The organism is Rhizobium sp. 1399, from assembly GCF_031455475.1.
GTDB lineage: Bacteria > Pseudomonadota > Alphaproteobacteria > Rhizobiales > Rhizobiaceae > Rhizobium.
Window position 1 is genome coordinate 1,014,032 of sequence record NZ_JAVDSU010000002.1, and the last position, 22,404, is coordinate 1,036,435.

The following is a 22,404-nucleotide window of genomic DNA, read 5'->3' on the forward strand; positions in this document are numbered from 1 at the left end:
GATGCCGAATGGACAACATCCAGACCACACCATAAGCCGGACTGAGACCGGCAATTGAAGAGGCAGTGATAATGTCGATCTGGATTGGGCGAATTCTGTCAGCGGCAGTTGTTGTTCTGCTTCTTGCCGATGCGGCCACCAACCTTTTTGCACCGGATTTCATAAGGGCGGAAATGGAAGCAACCGGTTTTCCTGTCAATCTCGCTCCAGCGCTCGGCGTTATCATTGCGATCTGCGCGATCCTTTATGCTGTTCCAAAAAACAGCCTTCCTTGGTGCGATACTGGTGACCGGTTTTCTCGGCGGTGCTATCTGCACGCACTTCCGCCTGGGTGAGTTTTTTACGCCTCCCCAGATCGTCAGCCTTCTTCTCGGCGTTGCTGCCTGGGGTGGCCTGTATCTGCGCGACCCAAGACTGCGCCAGTTGATACCGCTGAATATGGTCTGAGCGCGTAGCGATCTCGCACCGGAGTACGAAAGCGGCGGCAATCGCTCTGTCCCTGGCCAGGACAGGCGCGCGATCTGCGACCAGAGCGACTGTTACGTTACCGGCTGCAATTCTCTCTCGAAGGAAACCGGCGGCTGGTTCTTCAGACCCTCAGCCGCCGACAAAGACCCCCGGCCGTCGGACAACCCAGTCCCGTCAAGTAAAAAGCTCGCCCTCGGATGAGGGCGAGCCAGAACCATCTACAGGAGTGGATTTCTGTATCGATGGGTGAGGCCGATCCAGCAGGGAACCGGACCGACCTCTTTCTTCTGAATTGGAGGTCACCAAACCAGAAGCCTGTGATGAAAAACCCCGAGATACGATCCCGGGGTCTTCAATGTTCAAATTAGAACGAGCGCTGCAGACGGAAGTAACCGGTCGTGGAGTCGTCGCCATCTTCCGGATCCAGGTACTGAACCGAAGCCTTGGCGTAGAAGTTGTCGACGATCTGGTAGTCAACCGTCAGACCGGCCTTCCAGGCATCGCCGGTACCGTCGAAGCTATCCGGAACGGTGTCGAATGGGTCGGCACCGCCGATGTAGTTGCCGTAGTACTGAACACCAGGGGTGATCTTCAGCTTGTCGGTAGCCTTGATGGCGTATTCGGCAGCAACTGCCCATTCAGCCGTCGAGTAGTAGGAGTTCGGGCCGCTGGAGTAGACAACAGCGAGGCCAAGCGTGCCCGGGCCGAGTTCAGCCGTACCCATAGCGCGGATAGCGCCATCTTCGTTGTCGAAGTCCCAGCCGCCAGTGATCTGGTAGCTGAAGGCACCAGCCGTGCCACCGATGCCGAAGGCAACGCCGACATTGTTCGGACCGTCATTGGCAACGAGGTCGCCGGTGACGGGATCCACGTCACCCTGGTAGATGCCGTCTTCCAGCTCGTCGACGCTGATGCCGGCGTAGAAGGTGCCGGTTTCGTACTGATAACGGATCGAGTTATGCAGCGTTACGACGGAACCGATGTCGTCCGTTTCGCCGGAGAGACCATCGTCCCACCAGGAGTAGAAGAGACCAGCGCGGAAGCCCGCGATGTCGAGGTAGGCGGAGTCGAGGATCGTTTCCTGGTTCGTCGCGTTGTCAGCGTTGGCCTGGAGAACGATCACGCCGGTGAGCGGACCGTATTCGGTGTCGCTCTTGGCCGTGAACTGAACCTGACCACGGGTTACAGCATCCCAGTCAGAGTCGTTGTCGCCGCCAACGTTTTCGCCGACGTTAACCTGGAAACGGATATAACCTTCGATCTTCAGGCAGGTTTCCGTGCCGGGGATGTAGAAGTAGCCGGTGCCGTAGGCGTCGCAGACGCGAACGTATTCAACCGGTTCCGGCTCGGCAGCGACGATTGCGTCTGCTGCGAATGCCGGTGCAGCGATGAGGGCAGCTGCAGAACCAAGCAACATCATACGAATGTTCATGGAAAGCCAATCTCCTAAGTTCGAGTGCGTTCCACGAAAGAACGTCCCCTCTGATAAAACCCGATCAATTCGGTAAGACCTAAAATAACCGAAAGGGGGGCGGGCTCAACAACGAAAGCTCTCATTTTGTAGAGAATTCTAACTAAACCTTGATGTGTGTGACAGATGTACAACAGTCCTTGCGCGGGTATTAACGAGAGGTAAAATAGAAAGGCGAAATATTGCTATATTAGGACGACTTAGCCGGATTGGCCACGCGCAAAGGGGCGCGGGGAGTTGTCGATGAACGCTGAATTTATCTAAAATCCAGCAGCTGCGAGCCTGTATTTGCCCATCTGGACGGGCTGTCGAAAGAAAATGCGGCTGACAAATAGGCTTCAGCAGGCAGGCGCGACCGACATTCGACCATGCCGAAAGTCGATTTTAAGCGATGATTCGGCGGAGGCCGAGAGCAAGCCTCGCGGAAGCGTACACGGCTCCAAAGGAGGCGCTTCGGCTCTCACTGTCTAGGGATATCAGATCTGCGCTCGCCGAGCTTCCGGATCGGGGATCGGAACGGCAGCCATCAGGGCCCTCGTGTAATCCTCTGCCGGATGTTCGAAGATCTGGCGGCGGGTGCCTGTTTCGACGATCCTGCCGCTGCGCATGACGGCGACCTTATGGGACATGCGTTCGACAACCGCCATGTCATGCGAGATGAAGAGGTAGGAGAGCCCCATGCTTTCCTGCAGTTCCAGCATCAGGTCGAGCACGCGGGCGCGCACGGATACGTCGAGCGCCGCAACGCTCTCATCGGCAACAATCAGCTTCGGCTCGAGTGCCAGGGCACGCGCAATGCAGATGCGCTGGCGCTGGCCGCCGGAAAATTCGTGCGGATAACGCGTGGCGGCATCCGCCGTCAGGCCGACACGGCGCAGGAGTTCCGCAACCCTGTCCTGCCGCTCGGCCTTGTTCGCGATACCGTGGATGACCAGCGGCTCGGCAATCGCGGAGCCGACTGCCATGCGCGGGTCGAGCGAGGCATATGGGTCCTGGAAGATCATCTGCGCCGTGCGGCGGATGGGCTGCATCTCGCGATGGCTGAGCCCGGCAATGTTACGGCCATCAATGATCACATCGCCGGTAAAGGGGATAAGGCCGAGCACCGCCTTGCCGGTTGTCGATTTTCCCGATCCGCTTTCGCCGACGAGGCCAAGCGTTTCGCCCGGCAGGATATCGAAGGAAACGTCGCTCACGGCCGCAGCGGGCGCCTTGCCCTTGAAGAGAAAGCTCGCTGCCCCGCCATAGGTGACGTTGAGGCCGCGTACATTCAAGACCGGGGTGCGGTCGGGATGCAGGGTCTCGACTCTGCGCGACGTGATGCGCGGAGGAGCGTCGGTGCCGGCAAAAGCGCCAAGGCGCGGCACGGCCGAGAGCAGTTGCTGCGTATAGGTCTGGCGCGGCGCGCGGAAAATGGCGACTGCCGGGCCTTCTTCGACGATACCGCCATTCTGCATGATAATGACGCGATCAGCCATTTCGGCGACGACGCCCATGTCATGGGTGATAAGAATAATCGATGTGCCGAATTCCGACTTTAGTTCGCGCATCAGCTTGAGGATCTGCGCCTGCACCGTCACGTCGAGCGCCGTGGTCGGCTCGTCGGCGATCAGTACTTTCGGACGGCAGGATAGCGCCATGGCGATCATCACGCGCTGGCGCATGCCGCCGGAGAGTTCGTGCGGATATTGCTTCAGACGTTTTGCCGGGTCGGTGATCTGCACGGCATCGAGCATCTGCAGCGCAATCGCCTCGGCATTCTCGCTGCCCTGATGCTCGCGGATAGCTTCGGCCAGCTGCGCACCGATCGACATGACCGGGTTGAGCGAGGTCATCGGCTCCTGGAAGACCATGGCGATATCGCCGCCGCGCACGCTTCGCATGGCCCGGTCGGAAAGTTTCAGCAGATCGTGTTCGCCGAGCATGATGCTGCCGGAGGCGACCTGGAGCGAGGCCTTCGGCAGCAAGCCCATGATTGACAGCGACGTCACTGATTTGCCTGAGCCGGATTCCCCGGCCAGGCAAAGCGTTTCGCCGCTCGCGAGATCAAAGCTGATATCTTTCAGAACCGGTTTGCGTCCATCAGGCGTTCGCGCATCGACATTGAGATTGCGGACGCTGAGAATGGGCGCGGCGGGCATGGCTTCAATCACGCGAATACGATCCTCGGGAAGTAGAAGGAAACGACCCAGTTCGGCATATCGACGATTTCGCTGATGCGCAGATCGCCGCAGACCGAGCAGAGCAGATAGGCGTCGACGGCGCTCATGCCATGTTCCGCGGTCAGAAGATCGATCATGCGCATGACGCTTTCGCGTGCGCCGGTCATCAGGTCGGGGCCGATACCCGTCGTGACTTCATAGCCGGCGCCGTCGAGGTGGCGGGTGACGGGCTCGGTGGTGGTGAAGCGCGGCGTCTGCAAGCGCGCATCCTTGACGAGTTCGATCGTCGCCTCGACATTCATCTGGCTTTCGATCGCCGTGCCGCAGACTTCGCCGTCGCCTTGCGCCGCATGCGTGTCGCCGATGGAGAAGAGTGCGCCTTCGACCTCGATCGGCAGATAGAGAGTGACACCTGCGGTCAGGTCACGAATATCCATATTGCCGCCGACGCGGCGGGGCGGCACGACGGAATGCGTGCCCGGCTCGGCCGGGGCGACACCAATGGTGCCGGCAAAGGGTTTCAACGGCACGCGGCCGCCAGGGCCGTAAAGGGCCGGCGTCATGCTGTTAGCGTCATAGGACCAGACATGCAGCGCCGGATCCTTGAACTGGTCGGCCAGCAGGCCGAAACCCGGAATATTCGCCGTCCAGCCGGTGCCCGAGGGAATGAACTTGCGCAGCGTTACCTTCAGTGCATCGCCGGGCTTGGCGCCCTCGACGTAGATCGGGCCGGAAACCGGATTGATCTTGCCGAAATCCAGATTGTTCAGCGTATCGAGCGTTGCGTCGCTGCCGAGCTGGCCGCCGGAGGAATCCAGGCATTCGAAGTGGATGGTCTCGCCGGGCTTGGCGACGACAGCCGGTGCGAAATCCTTGTTCCAGCCGAAATTATGCTGGGCGCGGTGAATTGTGTGGGTGCAGGCAATGCACATAAGGTGTCTCCCTCGATCTTATGAGGCCTTCCCGGTCGGACCGGGAAGGCGTTATTTCCTAGGGCTTATTGCTTCACGTAGATCGCGTCGTAGTTGATGACGCGGGTGGGGTCGATGTAGATATTGTCGGCACCGCCCATGCGCAGCGACTTGGCAACGACGCGACGCTCGTTGATGACGGGAACCCACGGCGCATCGGCCATGATGTCGGTGAAGACCTTGCCCCAGGCGGCGGTGCGTTCGGCAGACTTTGCCGGATCGGACATGGAGTCGGCGGCAACCGCGCGCTTGTCGAGATCGGCATCGCAATACCAGGACCAGTTCCAGCCGCCCTGAACAGCGCCGGCGCAACCGAGGATCGGGCCGTAGAAGTTGGACGGATCCGGGAAGTCGGCGATCCAGGCCATGCCGCCCGACCAGATCATCGGCGCTTCGCCTTCCGTGCCGCCGGCCGAAATGACGTTGGCCTGCGCGAGAGCTCGCACTTCGGCCTTCACGCCGATTGCAGCGAGATCCTGCTGGATCGCTTGGGCGATACGCGGCTGCGGATCGGTATTGGTCGAGTAGAGCACTGTTTCGAAGCCATCCGGGAAGCCCGCTTCGGCAAGTAGCGCCTTGGCCTTGGCAACATCATACGCATAACCAGTGAAGGACTTATCGTATCCCGGCATCAGCGGAGGCAGAGGTTGATTGGCAGGTGTTGCGCGGCCGTTCAGGATGCGCACGATGCGGTCTTTGTTGACGGCCATGTTGATCGCCTGGCGCACCTTGGCGTTGTCGAAGGGCTTCACCTTGGTGTTCAGCGTGATGTAGCCCGTATGCAGCTGCTCGCCGTCGACGATCATCTTTGCGCCATCGGCGGAGTTCTTGATTTCCAGGAACTTGGCGGGCGGGATGCCGTCGCCGGCGATATCGACTTCGCCCTTCTGCAGGCGCAGCAGCGCGACCAGCGGCTCCTGGCCGACCTCGACCTTGAAGCTGTCGATATAGGGTACGCCCTTGACGAAATAATCCTTGTTGCGCTCGAAAACGAGCTGCTGGCCGATCGTCCAGTCCTTCAGGATGAAGGTGCCGGAACCGACAGGCTTCTTGCCGAAATCGCCGCCTGCGGCTTCGACGGCTTCCTTCGGCACGACCGAAGCGAAGTTGATGGCGAGCACGTGCAGGAAGGTGGCGTCGGGACGCGACAGATGGAAGATGATAGTGCTGTCGTCAGGCGTCTGGATGCCGGAGAGCGTCTCGGTCTTGCCGCCGGTCTCGTCCTCGAAGCCCTGGATGGCGCCGAAGAAACCGGCGCCCGGGCCCTGCGTCTTCGGATTGACGGCGCGCTCGATCGAATATTTCACGTCGGAAGCGACGACTTCGCGGCCGTTGGAGAACTTCACGCCCTTGTGCAGCTTGAACGTATAGGTCAGGCCATCGGGCGATACCGTGAAGCTTTCGGCGAGCGACGGGATCGGGTTCGGTGTGCCCGGCGCATAGTCCATCAGGCGCGAATAAAGGCTCTTGATCATCGACCAGTTGACCCAGTCGTAACCGATGGCCGGGTCGAGCGTGGTGATGTCGTCCTTGTAGGTGACGACGATATCGCCGCCCTGCTTGGGTGTTTCCTGTGCCGTGGCTGCGAGGGGGGCGAGCGCCACCATCGTTGCCATGGTTGTGTGTCGAAGCCAGCGTTTGAACATTCGGGTTCCCCTTCTTTGGTTGCTGTCAACGTGTACGGATGCGTGGATCGATGAGCGGCGCCACCAGATCGGCGAGCAGGTTGCCGATGACGATGGCAAGCGCTGATGTCAGCGTGACGCCCATGATGATGGGTATGTCGACCTGCTGGATGGCCTGCCAGGCGAGCTGACCGATGCCTGGCCAGCCGTAGACCGCCTCGACGACCACCACGCCACCCATGAACTGACCGATATCGATACCGATCATGGCGATGATCGGCAGGATGGCGTTTGGCAGGGCGTGGCGGAAAATGATGCGGCGCGAAGACAGGCCCTTGGCGCGGGCCGTGCGTACATAGTCCTGATTGAGCACATCGATCATGGCCGATCGCACCATGCGTGCATACCAGCCGGCGCCAAGGACACCGAGGGTGGAGGCCGGCAGCACGACATGGGCGAAGGTGCCGTAGCCGCTCATGGGTAGCCATCCGAGCGTTACGGCAAATACATAAAGAAGCAGCAGGGCTACGACGAATTGCGGCGCCGAAACCCCGACGAAGGAAGCCGTCATGACAAGTCGGTCGACGAAACCGCCGCGGCGCACGGCGGCGATCGTGCCGAGGGTCAGGCCGAGAGCAACTTCCACCAGAATACCGGCCAGCATGAGCACGAGCGTCGCCGGCAGGCGGGCGGCGATCAGCGTCCAGACCTCAGTCTTCTGCGCATAGGAGCGACCGAGATTGCCGTGCAGAAGATTGTTCAGATAGGTGCTGAACTGAACGAGCAGCGACTGATCGAGGCCGAGTTCGTGGCGGATATTGGCGACCGTCTGCGCTGTGGCGCTTCGGCCGGCGATCATGCGAGCCGGGTCGGCCGGCAGCGCGTAGAGCAGCACGAAGGTAATGGCGGCAACGCCGAGAAGAATGAGGGCGGCCTGAACGAGCCGGCGAAGGATGAGAAAGACCATCAGCCTCTCCCGCGCTGGGTCGGATCGAGAATGTCGCGCAGCGCATCCCCGACGAGATTGAAGGACAGTGCCGTCAGCAGGATGATCGCGCCGGGGAAGAAGACGAGCCAGGGCGCGGCCTGGAAGTAACTCTGGCTTTCGAAGATGATATTGCCCCAGGAGGGCTGCGGCGGCTGCACGCCGATGCCGAGGAAGGAGAGCGTCGCTTCGAGCAACACGGTCGTGGCGATGCCGAGCGTGCCCCATACGATCGCCGTCGGCACCAGATGCGGCAGGATATGCAGGAAAAGCACACGCATATGGCCGGCACCTAGCGAGCGCTCGGCCATGATGAAGTCGCGCTCCACCAGTCCGCGCGTCTCCGTATAGACGATGCGGGCGACCTGCACCCAGTTGACGAGCGCAATCACCATGGCGACGATCCAGAGGCTCGGCCGCAGCAAGGCGGCAAGGACGATTGCCAGCAGCAGCGCCGGGAAAGCCATCATCAGATCGGTGAAGCGCATCAGGACATTGCCGACGATGCCGCGCAGGTAGCCGGCGAGGATACCGATGAGGAGGCCGATCACGACCGCAATGCCGTTGGCAACGAGGCCGATGACGAGCGAGGTGCGTGCACCGAAGAGCATGCGCGAAAAGAGATCGCGGCCGAGCGTATCGGTGCCGAGCAGATAGGGGCCGCCGGGCGGCAGCGGTGCGCCTTCAAGCGACAATCCGTCGAACATTTGCTCATCAGGGTTGAAGGGCGCGATCCAGGGGGCTGCCACGGCAAGGCCGATGACAATAAGCACGACAATAAGGCCGAAGAGGGCGGTCGGCTGCCGCAAAATGGCTTTTAATACACGCATTCAACCCGCCTCCGGCAGGGGTTCTATGCCGCCGATAATGAAGGCGGCGATCTGTTCCATCGGCAGGCGGCGGCGCATGGCGCAGTTGCGCAGGATCGAATAGGCGCGTTCTTCATCCACTCCATGCGCATTCATCAGCTTCTCGACGGCGGCATGGACGAGCGGTCGCAGGCGCACGCGCTCTTCGAGATATTGCAGGCGCTCAGTGACACCCTTGCGCTCCTGATGAATGGAGACGGCCATGACGAGGGCCGGATAGACGGCGGAGGCGGCAATCGGCTTGGCGATGATCGCACCGGCACCCTGACCGAGCGCCCAGGCGATACGGCCCGGCGCTTCCGAGCCGAGCAGGGCGACGACCGGGCATGTCGGCGTTATCCCACTCCAGGGTAGGAGATCGTCAAAGCCCTGGTCTGCATCGACGATGACGAGATCGGGCACGCCTGCGGCCGAAAGCGGCGCCCATTGCAGGGTTGCCGACAGGCCGAGAAGGCGCAGCTGGCGGATCAGTCTTTCGGTATTGCCGTCCTCGCGGTGCAGGACGACAGCATGCCAGCCGGCGAAATTGGGTGTTTCCTTCATGATACCACCCGCAATTTCGGCAAAGCCGTCTTGTTGCGGCCGGTCAGATAGGGATCAGCAGCAAGCGGCGGACGCGAAGCGATCACATCAAAGCCGTTATGTGTATTGATACGACCGAGATGAAAGGGCAGGGCAGCGTGGTTGGTTTCGCGGTCGATATTGAGCGTGCCGAAAGGCGTCTCCCAGCTCTTGCTATATAATTCCCGGCGCACGCTTGCTGGCTCGTCGCCATCGGCAGCCACGATCGCATCAACGCAAAGACGCACAGCCGTATAGGCACTGGCAAAGACGCTGGAGATGCGGCGCGGCGCGCCGTAATGAGCGAGGATCCGCTGTTTGAAGTCGCCATTTTCGGAGGTGGCAACACTATCGAAATAGGAGGCTGCGCAGAGCTGGCCGATGGCCGCACCCGGCGCGATATCGTCAAGCTCGCATTCCATCAGGTCGCAGCTGACGACCGGGCAGTTCTCGGGCCGGAAGGCCGCGTCGCGATCGGCAAGCCGGCGGATCGCCTCATGGAAGGCGTAGCTTGAGGGGCCGATCAGATTGTTGAGGATGAAGCTCGGGCGACGCTGCTCGATATCGGCGACGATGCGCTCGACCGCGGTTTCCTCGAGCGGCAGGTAACGCTCGCCGAGAACCTCGCCGCCTGTATTGGTTGTCAACTCGCGGGCGAGCCGGTTCATCTCCCAGCCCCAGACATAGTTGGCGCCAACGAGATAGGGCCGGTTGCCGTAGCGGGGGATCAGATATTCGAAGAGCGGCAGCAGGTGCTGGTTCGGGCAGCCGCCGACATAGATGACGTTTTCGTTCGCCTCGAACCCTTCGTAGGGGCACATGTACCAAAGAAGCCCGTCATGCTTTTCAATGAGCGGGATGACTTCCTTGCGGGCGGCCGAGGTAATGGTGCCGACGATGTGGCGGCAGCCGGCGCGCAGCAGATGGCGCGCGCCTTCAAGATAGGCGGCAAGATCGGCCTGCGGATCGAAGAAAACGGGCTCGATGGGCCGGCCGCTTTCTGCGGCGAATTCGGCGATCGCAAATTCCGCGCCGTCGCGCGCGTCGCGCCCCATCGAGCCGTAAGGGCCGGTGGTGGAGTAAAGAATGCCGATTTTCAACGCATCATTCATCTGTAAGCCAAAAAAACCAAAAACCCCATGAGGGCGTCCCATCCGCGATGGGGCCATCATGGGGCGAAACTGCCCAGCGACTATCGAAGTCATGTAAGAATGCGGAGGCGCTCTCTGCCTAATCCGCAGGCTTGAATAAAATACAGGCAGTCCGGTTTTGTCAAGCGCGAGGCAGGCGAAATCCGGGACGTTGCGGCAAGATTACAGCAGAGGCGAAGGCCTGAAGATGAAGCTCTCGCCCCGTGCCGGGTCCCGTTTGGGAGTGTTGGCAAAAATATCAACTCCGGCGATAGTGTCGATGAGGTGTTTTGTTGGGGCGGCATTGAATGAAAGCGCAAATAAAGGTCAATGCCGAAGATATTCATAGGAAACTCAACCGGCTGGGACCCGGTGGCGAGCTCTACCTGAAAAAGGGCCGTTATCCCGATCCGATAACGATAATAGGTAAACGAGGCTCCGAGGATTGCCCTATATACATCACCGGTCCGGGAGCGATCTTCGGCTCTGATATGGACTTCGACGCCTATCGGGAAACTGCGAACAAACTGGCCGCCGCTCACCAGAAAGGTGGTTCGTTTCCCGGCATCTATTTCATGGCCGACAATGCGGCTTTGACATTGCGGGATTGCCAATGGGTTATCATCGACGAACTGGTTTTCAGGAACTGCTGGCCGACAGCAATATACCTCGATAACTGCCAACACATTTTCATACGCCGCGTCGATTTCAGGGGAGGGTGCATTGCGATCGGTGCGGCCGGTCCCTACACGCGTCATCTGCTCATCGAAAAATGCAACTGGGTGCAGGATACGAAAAGCCACGGTGAAGACGACATCCTGTCGATCCGGGACAATGGTTATGTTCGTGCCGACTTATCCCTAGGAGATTGCAGGCTTTGGAGCGATATCCCCTGGAAGCAGGTGCACGGATCGGGCGACGAGGATGGTCCCGTTGACCCCGTTGGCGATGCACGAGCCTATGACGGTGACTTCTTTCGCGCTTGGACCATTGCCGGATATGTCATCATCCGCGACAACGTCATCATAGACGCATTCAATGGCGTCCATTTCTTCAATCAGGCATCGGAGTCCACCAAGGAAGCCTTCGCTCGGAACGTTCTTATCGAAGATAACTGGTTCGTGCGGATAAAGGATAACGCCGTCGAGCCTGAGAATTTCGCGTGGAACTGGACTATCCGCCGGAACCAATTCGTCGATTGCTACATGCCGTTTTCCTTCGAAATGCAGCGCTCCGGCTACTTCTATGTCTACGGCAATCTTGGCTGGAACGTTCACATTCCCGGACCCGAAGACGACAAGCATGCCAAGGGCGTGCTTTTCAAGTTTCCCGAGACGCATATTGCGGATGGACCGCATTACGTCTTCAACAATACCTGGCTCCTTCGCGCGCCGATTGCCAAGAAGAAGAGATTTGCGAAGCTGGAGCATCGCAACAACCTTATTGGCTATGCGACTGACGCCGATAAGTTCAAGTGGGAGGCGTGTTCTCCCTTCGGATCAGGCTGGAGCTTCGACTCCTATCCCTTGACCGAGCTGGATGACCTCATCCGCTTTGAGGAGGGGTGCTTCACACGTTCCTGGGGATCTCTTGGCATCGTCTTTGACGGTGATGTGATCTCGCACCGGGATTTTCCCGATCGATTGCGGCAGGCGCATTATGATATCGGCAAAAATGCCAGGTACGCGGACGTCCAATTCCAGGATCAGACCATCGGTCTGCCTTCCGGATTGAAGATAACCAAGGCTCCGGCGGCAATAGCCTTCTCCATCGAGTTGCCGGATAAATCGCGCAGTCTGTTTGCGCCATCCAACTATTGCGTCGGCGCCTGGCAAGAAACCGGCCGGATCGATGCCTTTGATCCATCATTCGCAGTCATATGGCCTACACCAGCACGATATTCTGAGGGAGATCAGTCTTAGGAAGGGAAGAGCAAGGACAGCGGCAATACGAACGCTTGCGATCAAGCGTCTGCGGCCGTCAAAAGTTCAACGCGCACTGGCTGATATCGTGCGGGCAAATGATGCACTCGATCAAGCCGCTATCGTCTGATCGCCAATGTAGGCCGTTAAAAGCTGAGTTCGCATAGAGGCCCGACCTCTATGCGAAGAGATCGTCCTTGCTCGCCATGAAAGTCTGTCCAGCGGCAAGGGTGACGCTGAACCTGCCGTCCGCAAAACGGACGGCCGTGCGAATATCCCGTGCTGCCGAAATCGCAATCTTCACCGGCCTGCCATTCTCCCAATCAAGGTCGAGAAGCATGCCGCCGCGCACCCGCAAACCGCGCAATGAGCCGCGCGGCCACGCTTTGGGCAGGGCCGGGAGTAGGTGAATTTCGCCTGGGCGAGACTGCACCAGCATTTCCAGAATGCCGGCGGCCCCGCCGAAATTACCGTCGATCTGGAAGGGCGGATGGGCGTCGAACAGATTGGTATAGGTCCGCTCAGGGCTGATCAGCAGTTTGACCACATCGAGTGCATGATCGCCGTCACGAAGCCGTGCCCAGAGATTGATGCGCCAGCCGATGCCCCAGCCCGTCGCGTCGTCACCGCGGATCTCCAGAGAGCGACGGGCAGCGGCGGCAAGCGCAGGCGCGTTGTCCATGTCGATCTGCCAGCTCGGATAGAGGCCATAGAGATGCGAGACATGCCGGTGGTGCATTTCCGGCGCTTGCAAGTCCCAGTCTTCAAGCCATTCCTGGAGCTGGCCCGCTGATCCGATCCTGTCGGGCGGAAGGCGCGGCAGGACGCGATCGATCTCCGAGACGAACTCATCCTCGCCGCCGATGGACGTGGCGACGGGGCGAAGCAGATTGAGGAAATCCCGGATAATCTGGCTGTCCATGGCGGGCCCGGCGCAGATCGAAGCGCCGTGCGGGTGGACATTCTCGGGTGAAAGCGACGGGTTTGTCACGAGATAGTTTGTGCCCGGAAGCGACACCAGCACATCGAAGACAAACTCTGCCGCAGCCTTGGCAACCGGGAAAAGCCGCCGGCGTAGACGATCGGCGTCGTCGAGGTAATCGCTGAGATCAAGCAATTGTGTCATGAGCCAGGCGCCACCGGTCGGCCAGAGGCCCCATTTGGCGCCGTCGATCGGCCCGGTCGCGCGCCAGAGATCGGTATTATGGTGCATAACCCAGCCGCGGGCGCGATAGTGTATCTGTGCCGTCTCACGTCCGGCTTCAGCAAGCTCCTCCGCCATCTCGACCAGCGGCACGATACATTGGGGCAGATTGGCAGGGGCCGGCAGCCAGTAATTCATCTGCAGATTGATGTTGGCTGTATATTTGCTGCCCCAGGGCGGATCGACCTCCTCGTTCCAGATGCCCTGCAGGTTTGCAGGCTGCGTGCCTGGGCGGGACGAGGCGATCATCAGGTAGCGGCCGAATTGCACATAGAGTGCCGCAAGCCCGGGATCCTCTCCGTCGGCAAAGCCCGCAATCCGGCGATCGGTCGGCTGCGAGGCTGCCTGCGTCGTGCCGAGATCGATCGCGAAAGTGCGGAACAGCCTTTGATGCTCGGTGATATGGTCACGGCGCATGGCCTCGATGCTGCGGCCGCCGGCTTTCGAAAGGCGCCCGGTGATAGTGCCATCCGGATCGCCGGAAACATCGTCAAAACGCCGGAAACTTGTGGAGGCATCGAGCAGAATCACAAGCTCGTCGGCACTATCTACGGAGATGACGCCGTCGGAGGAGATCAAGCTCCCTCCTGTATTGATCACTCGAATGCCGAAGGCAAAGCGAAGGGCGGCGGCAATGCCCCATTCCGCCTTGCCGGTGCCGGAGAAAGTCAGTCTTGCAGCGTCCTGGTCGACGAGTTGCCCCTGCTGGGGGCTGTCGAGCGATATCCGGCATCTGATGGCTCCGGGCCGATCCGCTGAAAGGCGCAGGACAAGCACGCCATCCACCGCGGAAACGAAGGCCTCGCGAAAGAAGGTGATGCCGTTGGCAACATAGGAGGTCGTGGCGATCGCAGTGTCGAGATCGAGCGTGCGACGGTAGCTGCCGACAGTTTGCGAAGGGAGGAAATCGATATGGAGATCGCCGATCGGCTGATAGGACATCTGCTTGATCGGCCGCGCCATCAGATGTTCTTCGGCCATTGCTTCGGCTTCCGCATAGTGCCCGGCGAAGATCAGTTCCCGTATTTTCTCCGAGTAGCCATAGGCCTCGGGATTGACCGGCCGGTAAGGCCCGCCGGCCCAGAAGGTGGACTCGTTGATCTGCAGCCTCTCGGAAACAGGGTCGCCGAAGACCACGGCGCCGAGCCGACCATTGCCGAGCGGCAGCGCATCCGTCCAGAGCCGGGCAGGGGCATCGTACCAGAGAAGGTTGTCCGCCATCGTCATTCTGCCGGGATGCTGTTTGCCGGCCTGATGTCGCGGATCCGCAGGCCGTCAACGCTGAAGAGCAGCGCCTTTCTCGCAGAAAAGCCGGCGCTGACCGTTTCGCCCGGGCGCAGGGTTCTTTCCGAGCGATCCTCGATGATCACAGATTGGCCCGAAGCGAGAGTTCCGTAGATGAAGCGCGTTCCGCCAAGGTTTTCCACCACGTCGACCTTGACGTCGATCGCGCCGCCGCCTTCGTCCTGTCCGGTGAAATGTTCCGGGCGGATGCCGACCTTGACTGGCATTTCCTTGCCCAGGCCGACGATGCCGGCTCTAAAAACCGTGCCGCAATCGAGCTTGATCACCCCATCCGCGCCCAGCTTGCCGTCGAGGAAATTCATCCGCGGCGAGCCGATGAAGCCGGCGACGAAGAAATTGTCGGGATCGGCGTAGAGCGTGTCCGGCGTGCCGGCCTGCTCGATCTTGCCGGCGCGCATGACGACGATCTTATCGGCAAGTGTCATCGCTTCCGTCTGGTCATGCGTGACATAGATCATCGTCGCGCCGATGCGCCGGTGCAGTTTCGCGATCTCGACGCGCATGGAGACGCGGAGTTCCGCATCGAGGTTCGACAAGGGCTCGTCGAACAGGAAGACGGCCGGGTTGCGCACGATCGCCCGGCCGATCGCGACGCGCTGACGCTGGCCCCCGGAGAGCTGTGCAGGTTTGCGCTTGAGCAGCGGCTCGATCTGCAAGGTGGTAGCGGCGGCGGCAACGCTCCTGTCGATATCGGCCTTGCCCATGCCGGCCATGCGCAGCGAGAAACCGATATTCTGCTCCACCGTCATATGCGGATAAAGCGCGTAGTTCTGGAAGACCATGGCGACGCCGCGTTCGATCGGATCGGCCTCGTTCATGCGCCGCCCGTCGATCGTGAGGTCCCCGGCGGTGATCTTCTCAAGGCCGGCGATCATACGCAGCAGCGTCGATTTTCCGCAGCCGGAGGGACCGACGAAGACCGTGAATGAACCGTCATCGACGCTAAGATTGAGGCCCTCTATCGCTTGAAAGCTGCCATAGGATTTGTCGATATCGTGCAATTCTACGCTGGCCAAAGCTTCCTCCCTTTAACCGCTTGGCGGGCAGAGCGCGTCAGGTGATCCGTCGCGTCGAGCCTCGCAGGATGATGTCGCATTCAAGGACGACGCTGCGCGTCGCCCCGCCTGACGGTTCTGTCAAGCGTTCCACGAGAATGTCGGTGATGGTTTCTGCAATGCTTGCCACCGGTTGGGCGACGGCCGTAATACCGGCTTCATAGAGCCGGAAGATTGCCACGTCGTCGAAGCTGGCGAGCGAAATATCCTCGGGCACATGGCGGCCGTTCTCCTTCAGCCAGCTCAGCCCTCCGACTGCCATGCCGTAGTTGGCGGAAAAGATTGCGGTCGGCGGATTTTCGAGCGACATCAATCGCTTGGTCGCCTCATAACCGCCATCCATGCGCCAGTTTCCACGCGCCGCGAGCGTCGGATCGATTGTGATGCCCCGGTCGCGCAGCGCCTGCTCATAGCCCGCCAGCCGCTCGATACCCGAAGAATTGCGTGGATCGCCTGTCAAAATGCCGATGCGGCGGTGACCGAGATCGATGAGGTGGCTGACGATGCGATAGCTTGCGCGGTGGTTCTCTACCATGACCCGGTCGGCCGCCAGCCCGCGGACGTCGTTATTGTAGAAGATGATCGGAATATCGTGATGGATCAGGTCGTCGACACGGTCGTAAACCTCCGCTGTGCCGTCCATGACCAGCGCATCGACACGCTGCGCGGCGAAGAAATCCAAGGCTTCCGCGACCACCCGCGGATCGCCGCCATGGCAATAAGTCAGAAGTGCGCGTCCGGTTGGGCGCACCGAATGGGCGAGATGCTCCAGCATGCGGGCATGGAATTCGTCGAATGTCGGCACCAGGAAGCCGATCATATGGGTGAGGTCGGTGCGGATCGAGGCCGCGGCGGCATTGCGCCGATAGCCGAGATCCTGGATCGCCTGCTCGATTTGCTCGCGGTTGGACCGGCGGATCGTCTGGCCGTTGAGATAGCGGGACACGGTGCCGACTGCGACGTTTGCCACCCTTGCAACGTCGATGATCGTGGCTCCGCGCCTCCTTGCAGCCGTCTGGTCCGTCTGTCGCATTTCGAGCGGGCTCCTACACTCATTCATGGGAAATGGCGCCTGGTCAGGCGCCTTTCCGTCGTATAGCCCAGCGCTCCGCCGCCCACCAGTATTGCGGGCGGCAAGAGCAAAGTCCGACGGTTCCCTTACCTCAACCTGCATCAGGCGCCTTCGAACACCACTGCGCTGTGGATGTGCAGGCGTGGCACGGTAATGTTGATGGCGCCGTCGTCGCCGGCATTCCACGCGAGATCCTCGCCGGTCATCGCATCGAAGACGCGTTTCGGTTTTGCCGGCAGACGCACTGTGGCATTGACAGGGCCGATCGCCGGAATGTCCTCGATCATTTCCATCACACGCGTCGAGCCGTCATCGTCGCGCACGTCCTTGCCGCGGATCTGCGGCGGACCGTAGAGGAGATGCAGGATATGGCGATCGTGCTCGATCTGACGCGTCAATGTCGCCCGCCCGGAGGAGGGCAGGTCGGTGACCATAGCCGGATTGGGAACGAGCCGGTCGATAAGGCCGCGAACGACATATTTGTAGAGCGGCTGACCCATCGCTCGGTAGAGCCGGAAAATCGGGTAGGCTATATAGGCCGCCCCCTTATGCTCGGTCACGGCAGCGCCGACCATCTCGGCATTTGTGTCGTCGGGCGCATGCTGGTGCGAGCAGAAATGTTTGTACGAGCGATTGAAGTAGGATGGGAAAATACCTGCCAGGACAGTCGCACCGGCTGAGCGGACGGTTTCAGCGTCATCGTAGAAAACGAAAGCCGTTTGCGGCATGGAGGTGTCAAGGTCCTTGCCGGCCCTTACATAGCTCGGCTTGAAAGCGACGGGTGCCACACCTCTTTCAATGCCGAAGTCGATCGCGAATTTACCGCTCTCATCAAGCCCCGAATGCCAGGAAGCGATGATTTTTCCGCCGCCGGCCAGATAGGATTTCAGCCGCGCGGCGAGCGTCGCATCGACGGGGATTTCGTCCGGCAGGATCAGCAGGCGGTATTGTTCGAAGCGGCCGGATATATCGAGGACATCGAAGGGGCGCTTCAGCTCCTGCAGCATCTGCGCCGCACCATCATCGCTTGGATGGTTGCGTGACCCCTTGGGGTTCATATGTTCGGCCGAGAGGATTGCGATCTCGGAGATCTGCCTTGCACCTTCCAGGAAGGGTTCGAGCTTTTCGACGCGATGATAGGCCGGTGCGATCGACGCATAAGTGTCGGGGTTAATTGCTCCGTTCGGATGAAGCTGGTCGCCGACTAGGCATTTGGAGCCGAGCGCGATCATCTGGGCGCATTCATATTCCAGCGCGTCCGGATGTTTGAAACCGCCAAATTCGCCCCAGGATGTGTGGAACTTGCCGGTATGAGCGAGGAAATCCATGCCGAGTGTGGCCGCATAACGGGCGCTCGATGGGAAATGGTCGTAGCCCCAGCCGCCGGTCGGCAGGCTTTCGAGCTCGAGATGCGAATAGGTCGAAAAGCGTTCTGGCCCCTGCTTGTGGATATGACCGCAATTGTAGAACACGCGCAGGCCCGGAAACTCTGCGAACAATGCCTCGCTGGTCTCGCGACGGAACTGCTCGTTGACCGCCTCGTCATTCTTCAGGCGGTCGGCCGGATTTTCCGGGTCAAGGCCCTCGCATTGCATGCGCTCGATACAATCAGGGCAGACGCAATCCGGTGTCAGGATGATATCGAAGAAAAGCCCCTGTGTCGGATAGTTCTGGGCAACTTCGCGCGCCTGTTCCAGGATGTAGTGGCGGAGCCCCGCATGGTTGAGGCAGAGCGTGTGCCAGGCCGGGCTCAGTTGCTTGCCGGCTGAAGGGTCTGCCGGCCTGTCGTGATGATAGCGGTTCGAGGCGCTCATGGCCCGCCATTCGGGATGTTCGCGCGCCGTCAACTCGTCCCACTGCACGGAGATGTAGATCGGGCTTTCGATATCGGCGGCAGACAGCGCCTTCACCATGTCGCCGAGCAGATCCGGGCGGGCAAGCTGCGGATGCGGCTTGCCGACCTTGGTCGGATAGTAGGACCAGCCATGATGGCACTTGGCGAAGATGGTGATGGAATCGACATGTGCTGCCTTCAGCGTCGAGACGAAGGCATCCGGATCGAAATCGGCGCCGATGCCGGGAATATGTTCCGACGTATGGAAATCGAGATGGATCTGGCGGTAGCGCAGCGGCTTGTTCGTAGTTTTGGGCATGGTTCTATTCCTTTGCGCCGGTGCGTGTCTGCGATCCGGCGGCGAACTGACGTTGGAAGACAAGGAAGACGAGCAGGGGAACGAGGGTGGTGATGATGGCCGCCACCGATCTCAGGTCCCAGTTGATCTCGTAGCTGCCGGAAATGCGGGCAAGCAGCACGGGAAGGGGCACATCGCTGCGCAGGAAGAGCATGGGCAGCAGCAGGGCGTTCCATGTCCAGAGGAACTGCAGGATGCCGACGGCGAAGATCGGCGAAAGGCTGTTCGGCAACACCACGTGGCGGAAGGTCGTCAGCGGCCCGCAGCCGTCGATCTTGGCGGCCTCCACCAGTTCGCGCGGGAAATCCTCGAAGAAGTTTTTGACGAGGAAGATCGACCAGGCGAAGGAGAGCCCGACATAGGGGATAAGCACCGACAGCATGTTGTCGATCAGCCCCATGTCGCGCCAGAGCGTGAAGAGCGGAATGATGACGACCTGCTGCGGCAGCACGAATGCATTGATGATGACGATCAGCAGCACCCGACGGAATGGGAAGGTCAGGAAGTGGAAGGCATAGGCTGCAGCCGGTGTCAGCAGCATGGTGAGCGCCGTCGCGATGCCAGCCGTCTTCATCGTCACCCACATGGAGTCTGCGAGCGGATATTTGTCCCAGACGCGGCGCCAGGCATCGAGCGTGAGATCGAAATGATCGAAGCGCCACCAGCCGAGCGAGACACCCTCGGGCGGGCGGAAAGAGGTGACGACAATGCCCATGATCGGGATCACCCAGATGAAGGCGACGATTCCGACGACGACGATAATCCAGCGAGGAGCCTTGCCGATCATTTCGCACCTGCCGTTCGCTGGATGATGGCGGGGATGGAAATGATAAGGACCGCCAGCAGCAGGATGACGGTCGCGGCCGCACCATAGCCCAGTTTGAACTGAGTCATAGATTCCCGGTACATGAAGTAGCCGACGGTTTCCGTCGAGCGCACGGGGCCGCCGCCGGTCAGGATATAGATGATGTCGAAGGCGCGCAGTGCCGTGAGCAGGTTGATGAAGACGGCGACGCGCACGCCCGGCATCGACAGCGGCATCATGATATGCCGCATGGTCGAGACCGGCTTGGCGCCATCCATATAGGCGGCTTCGAGCACAGATTTCGGGATCGCCTGGATGGCCGCAAAAATCAGCATGAGGGGCAGGCCGACGCCGCTCCAGGAGGCCGCGATGATCAGCGCCCAGAGGGCCGTGTTGGCATCCCCCAACCAGGCATGCGCAAAGCCCGGAAAGCCCAGGAGTTGGATCAGCGAATTGAGCAGGCCGCCGGCATCCGCCCTGTAAATGCCGATCCACATATAGCCGGAAACCGCTTCCGAAATGCCGAAGGCCGCGAAGATCATCACGCGGAAGGGCAGGGTTTGCTGCGGCGCAAAAGCGCACAGCATTGCCAGAATCCAGCCGATCGCCACTGAGATGACAGTCGTGCCGATGGTGAAGATCAAGGTCGTCAGCAGCGTGTTGCGAAATGCCGCGTCGGCAAACAGCCGCGCGTAGTTTCCGAAGCCGATGAAAACAGGCTTTCTCAGCCCCTGGATATCCCAGAAGCTCAGTCGGATCGTCTCCACCAGCGGGTAGATCACGGCAATCGCGAACAACACGAGAACCGGCGCAATCAGGATCAGTGCGGCGGGCGTGTCCCTGAGCAGACGCCGACGGCTTTTAATGCCAGCCGCCAGCGGAGAACCCTGCATCACGCCCGCCGCTTCCCGCACCGGGGAAGCGGAGGTGCTAGCCATCAGTAGGAACCCTGGGCCTTGGTTTCGATAGCCGCAAGAACCGTGTCGATATTGGCGCCCGACGGATCCTGCAGGAATTTCTGCAGCTGCACGCGATACTCGTCGACGAGATCGCCGGGCAGCAGGTCACCGAGCACGAATTGCAGCTTCGAACTCGCAACGGCCTGCGTCGCCACTTTCTGTACTTCGCCATAGAACGAAGTATCGACGTTGCTGCTTGGCGAAGCATAACCGGCCTTGGCGAGAATGTTGGCGGCCTCGGCACTCGTCCAGAAATCGAGGAAGGCGTCTGCAGCCTTCGGATTGGGGCCATTCGTCGTCACCAGCAGCTCCTTGGCGTCGACGCTCGATGTATCGTCATGGCCCATGCCGAGAGACGGGAACTGGAAGAGACCGTAATCCTTGCCTTCGACCAGCTTGTAGTCGTTCTTGGCACGATTGTTCATCCACATGCCGATCAGCAGATAATTCTTGGCGTTGGCCTGGAAGACTTGGTCGGCCTCGCCGTCCCAGTCATTGGCAAGCATGATGTTCGCCGCGCCGCAGCAGCCGGCAGTCATCATCTCGGCGTATTTTGTCAGCGCCGTCTTCACAGCGGGATCGGTCCAAGGAATTTCATGAGCGCCAAGCTTCGTCGCCGTCTCGACGCCTGCGGTTCTGAGCAACAGAGTTTCGAACCATTCGGCGTGTGCCCAGTATTTGCCGGGGATCGCGACCGGGGCCGCATAGCCGGCCTTGGTGAGCTTTGCGAAGGAGGCAACAAACTCGTCCCAGGTCTTGGGCGGTTCGGCAATACCGGCCTTGGCGAGATGCTCCTTCTTGTACCAGATGCCGGAGCGATCACCGAAGGTGTAAGTCAGACCGTAGGTCTTGTCGCCGATAGATCCGAGATCCTTCCACGACTGGCTGATGAGCTTGTCCCAACCGAAGGATTTCCACGGGTCGTCAATCGGCCGGAGCATGCCGGCATCGGCGAGTTCCTTGCGGAAGGCCGGCCATGTGTTGAAGAGCACGTCGACGACCTCGCCGCCCATCAACGCGGTGCGGATGCCGCCACGCATGTCACCTTGGCCGGTGATGGCGACTTCGCGGATCGTGACATTTGGATATTTCGCCAGAAAGGCCTTCTGGATCGAATGCATCATGTCGAGTTCGGAGCCGCCGAGCCAGTTCAGAACGACGAGTTCGCCGCTGACTGGATCCTGAGCCCGTGCCGCACCTGATATGGCCAGTAAGGCGGTGCTGCCTGCTCCAGCGAGCAGCGTGCGGCGGCGGATTTCAGGCATAAATTTACTGCTGTTGGTCATGTCAAGTCCTCCCAAACGTTGACTGCTGCCATCCGGCATTCAATTTAGTTGAAACGTTATCATCTATTTTACCTCGAACAAGTGTTTTTATCGATAAATAAACGACAATGCGCTTAAGCCATTATAATAAATGCGTAAATTCAGGCATGTATGATGATTTAAAGCTGGCTTTCTCAAGCCAGGGGTTCGCAAAAAGGGGCCAGGAATCCGGGTCGTCTCCGCAGGATTGCGGTGGCGTTGCCCGACCTGGTGGCGGCGTGGCGCACGATCTCGTGAACAATCATTTTTCGGTCGATGCATTCATCTTTCCAGCGTTGACGCTTGCGCATGGTAGCGTTACCATAAGCCGCGACGGCGCCAGG

The 22,404-nt window shown here is 60.1% G+C and carries 18 protein-coding genes; 3 read left to right on the forward strand and 15 right to left on the reverse strand.

The window, feature by feature from the left end; translation table 11 throughout:
* Positions 1 to 71 precede the first annotated feature (71 nt).
* Positions 72 to 335, forward strand: coding sequence for a DoxX family protein (locus J2X71_RS10760; protein ID WP_310382055.1), 264 nt, complete (start codon positions 72 to 74; stop codon positions 333 to 335).
* Positions 247 to 447, forward strand: coding sequence for a hypothetical protein (locus tag J2X71_RS10765; RefSeq protein WP_310382194.1), 201 nt, complete (start codon positions 247 to 249; stop codon positions 445 to 447). Before J2X71_RS10760 ends, J2X71_RS10765 begins: the two co-directional genes overlap by 89 nt.
* Before the next feature lie 385 nt (positions 448 to 832).
* Here J2X71_RS10765 and J2X71_RS10770 read toward each other — a convergent pair whose 3' ends face one another.
* The 8 genes from J2X71_RS10770 to J2X71_RS10805 all read right to left on the reverse strand — a co-directional run bounded on the left by J2X71_RS10770 (position 833) and on the right by J2X71_RS10805 (position 10,224).
* A complete protein-coding gene (locus J2X71_RS10770; protein WP_310382056.1) occupies positions 833 to 1,900 on the reverse strand; it encodes a porin in 1,068 nt (355 codons plus the stop codon).
* Between the two features lie 515 nt (positions 1,901 to 2,415).
* Positions 2,416 to 4,092, reverse strand: a complete 1,677-nt coding sequence (locus J2X71_RS10775; RefSeq protein ID WP_310382057.1) for an ABC transporter ATP-binding protein — start codon at positions 4,090 to 4,092, stop codon at positions 2,416 to 2,418.
* The gene (locus tag J2X71_RS10780; protein WP_113320428.1) at positions 4,089 to 5,033 is read right to left on the reverse strand and encodes an acetamidase/formamidase family protein; all 945 of its coding nucleotides are present in this window, start codon (positions 5,031 to 5,033) and stop codon (positions 4,089 to 4,091) included. The genes J2X71_RS10775 and J2X71_RS10780 overlap by 4 nt, the downstream gene beginning before the upstream one ends.
* Positions 5,034 to 5,098: 65 nt before the next feature.
* Entirely contained in the window at positions 5,099 to 6,718 is a 1,620-nt protein-coding gene (locus J2X71_RS10785; RefSeq protein WP_310382058.1) for an ABC transporter substrate-binding protein, read from the reverse strand.
* A 25-nt stretch (positions 6,719 to 6,743) separates the two neighbouring features.
* Positions 6,744 to 7,664, reverse strand: coding sequence for an ABC transporter permease (locus J2X71_RS10790; protein ID WP_310382059.1), 921 nt, complete (start codon positions 7,662 to 7,664; stop codon positions 6,744 to 6,746).
* Positions 7,664 to 8,512 (reverse strand): ABC transporter permease, encoded by an 849-nt coding sequence (locus tag J2X71_RS10795; protein ID WP_310382060.1) that lies wholly within the window; start codon positions 8,510 to 8,512, stop codon positions 7,664 to 7,666. The genes J2X71_RS10790 and J2X71_RS10795 overlap by 1 nt, the downstream gene beginning before the upstream one ends.
* Positions 8,513 to 9,094, reverse strand: coding sequence for an ANTAR domain-containing protein (locus J2X71_RS10800; RefSeq protein ID WP_310382061.1), 582 nt, complete (start codon positions 9,092 to 9,094; stop codon positions 8,513 to 8,515).
* Positions 9,091 to 10,224 (reverse strand): transporter substrate-binding protein, encoded by a 1,134-nt coding sequence (locus J2X71_RS10805; RefSeq protein ID WP_310382062.1) that lies wholly within the window; start codon positions 10,222 to 10,224, stop codon positions 9,091 to 9,093. The genes J2X71_RS10800 and J2X71_RS10805 overlap by 4 nt, the downstream gene beginning before the upstream one ends.
* Before the next feature lie 326 nt (positions 10,225 to 10,550).
* Here J2X71_RS10805 and J2X71_RS10810 point away from each other — a divergent pair, with 326 nt between their 5' ends.
* Positions 10,551 to 12,164, forward strand: a complete 1,614-nt coding sequence (locus J2X71_RS10810) for a right-handed parallel beta-helix repeat-containing protein (RefSeq protein ID WP_310382063.1) — start codon at positions 10,551 to 10,553, stop codon at positions 12,162 to 12,164.
* Between the two features lie 178 nt (positions 12,165 to 12,342).
* Here the strand turns inward: J2X71_RS10810 and J2X71_RS10815 are convergent, their stop codons facing one another.
* From J2X71_RS10815 to J2X71_RS10845, 7 genes are all read right to left on the reverse strand, one after another.
* Entirely contained in the window at positions 12,343 to 14,589 is a 2,247-nt protein-coding gene (locus tag J2X71_RS10815; RefSeq protein ID WP_310382064.1) for a glycoside hydrolase family 95 protein, read from the reverse strand.
* A 2-nt stretch (positions 14,590 to 14,591) separates the two neighbouring features.
* Positions 14,592 to 15,689: a sn-glycerol-3-phosphate ABC transporter ATP-binding protein UgpC gene (locus J2X71_RS10820; protein WP_310382065.1), complete on the reverse strand. Its 1,098-nt coding sequence runs from the start codon at positions 15,687 to 15,689 to the stop codon at positions 14,592 to 14,594.
* Between the two features lie 37 nt (positions 15,690 to 15,726).
* Positions 15,727 to 16,761, reverse strand: coding sequence for a LacI family DNA-binding transcriptional regulator (locus J2X71_RS10825; RefSeq protein WP_113320419.1), 1,035 nt, complete (start codon positions 16,759 to 16,761; stop codon positions 15,727 to 15,729).
* Between the two features lie 140 nt (positions 16,762 to 16,901).
* The gene (locus tag J2X71_RS10830) at positions 16,902 to 18,953 is read right to left on the reverse strand and encodes an alpha-L-fucosidase (RefSeq protein ID WP_310382066.1); all 2,052 of its coding nucleotides are present in this window, start codon (positions 18,951 to 18,953) and stop codon (positions 16,902 to 16,904) included.
* Between the two features lie 4 nt (positions 18,954 to 18,957).
* Positions 18,958 to 19,779, reverse strand: a complete 822-nt coding sequence (locus J2X71_RS10835; protein WP_310382067.1) for a carbohydrate ABC transporter permease — start codon at positions 19,777 to 19,779, stop codon at positions 18,958 to 18,960.
* A complete protein-coding gene (locus J2X71_RS10840; RefSeq protein WP_310382068.1) occupies positions 19,776 to 20,735 on the reverse strand; it encodes a sugar ABC transporter permease in 960 nt (319 codons plus the stop codon). The genes J2X71_RS10835 and J2X71_RS10840 overlap by 4 nt, the downstream gene beginning before the upstream one ends.
* On the reverse strand, positions 20,735 to 22,042 hold the full coding sequence (locus tag J2X71_RS10845) for an extracellular solute-binding protein (RefSeq protein ID WP_310382069.1): 1,308 nt from the start codon (positions 22,040 to 22,042) through the stop codon (positions 20,735 to 20,737). Before J2X71_RS10845 ends, J2X71_RS10840 begins: the two co-directional genes overlap by 1 nt.
* Positions 22,043 to 22,404 lie beyond the last annotated feature (362 nt).

Excerpts from the sequence above, each read along its gene's own strand:
- J2X71_RS10760 (WP_310382055.1), top strand. The coding sequence starts at position 72 with ATGTCGATCTGGATTGGGCGAATTCTGTCAGCGGCAGTTGTTGTTCTG.
- J2X71_RS10765 (WP_310382194.1), top strand. The coding sequence starts at position 247 with ATGCTGTTCCAAAAAACAGCCTTCCTTGGTGCGATACTGGTGACCGGT.
- J2X71_RS10770 (WP_310382056.1), bottom strand. The coding sequence starts at position 1,900 with ATGAACATTCGTATGATGTTGCTTGGTTCTGCAGCTGCCCTCATCGCT.
- J2X71_RS10780 (WP_113320428.1), bottom strand. The coding sequence starts at position 5,033 with ATGTGCATTGCCTGCACCCACACAATTCACCGCGCCCAGCATAATTTC.
- J2X71_RS10785 (WP_310382058.1), bottom strand. The coding sequence starts at position 6,718 with ATGTTCAAACGCTGGCTTCGACACACAACCATGGCAACGATGGTGGCG.
- J2X71_RS10790 (WP_310382059.1), bottom strand. The coding sequence starts at position 7,664 with ATGGTCTTTCTCATCCTTCGCCGGCTCGTTCAGGCCGCCCTCATTCTT.
- J2X71_RS10795 (WP_310382060.1), bottom strand. The coding sequence starts at position 8,512 with ATGCGTGTATTAAAAGCCATTTTGCGGCAGCCGACCGCCCTCTTCGGC.
- J2X71_RS10800 (WP_310382061.1), bottom strand. The coding sequence starts at position 9,094 with ATGAAGGAAACACCCAATTTCGCCGGCTGGCATGCTGTCGTCCTGCAC.
- J2X71_RS10805 (WP_310382062.1), bottom strand. The coding sequence starts at position 10,224 with ATGAATGATGCGTTGAAAATCGGCATTCTTTACTCCACCACCGGCCCT.
- J2X71_RS10810 (WP_310382063.1), top strand. The coding sequence starts at position 10,551 with ATGAAAGCGCAAATAAAGGTCAATGCCGAAGATATTCATAGGAAACTC.
- J2X71_RS10815 (WP_310382064.1), bottom strand. The coding sequence starts at position 14,589 with ATGGCGGACAACCTTCTCTGGTACGATGCCCCTGCCCGGCTCTGGACG.
- J2X71_RS10825 (WP_113320419.1), bottom strand. The coding sequence starts at position 16,761 with ATGCGACAGACGGACCAGACGGCTGCAAGGAGGCGCGGAGCCACGATC.
- J2X71_RS10830 (WP_310382066.1), bottom strand. The coding sequence starts at position 18,953 with ATGCCCAAAACTACGAACAAGCCGCTGCGCTACCGCCAGATCCATCTC.
- J2X71_RS10835 (WP_310382067.1), bottom strand. The coding sequence starts at position 19,779 with ATGATCGGCAAGGCTCCTCGCTGGATTATCGTCGTCGTCGGAATCGTC.
- J2X71_RS10840 (WP_310382068.1), bottom strand. The coding sequence starts at position 20,735 with ATGGCTAGCACCTCCGCTTCCCCGGTGCGGGAAGCGGCGGGCGTGATG.
- J2X71_RS10845 (WP_310382069.1), bottom strand. The coding sequence starts at position 22,042 with ATGACCAACAGCAGTAAATTTATGCCTGAAATCCGCCGCCGCACGCTG.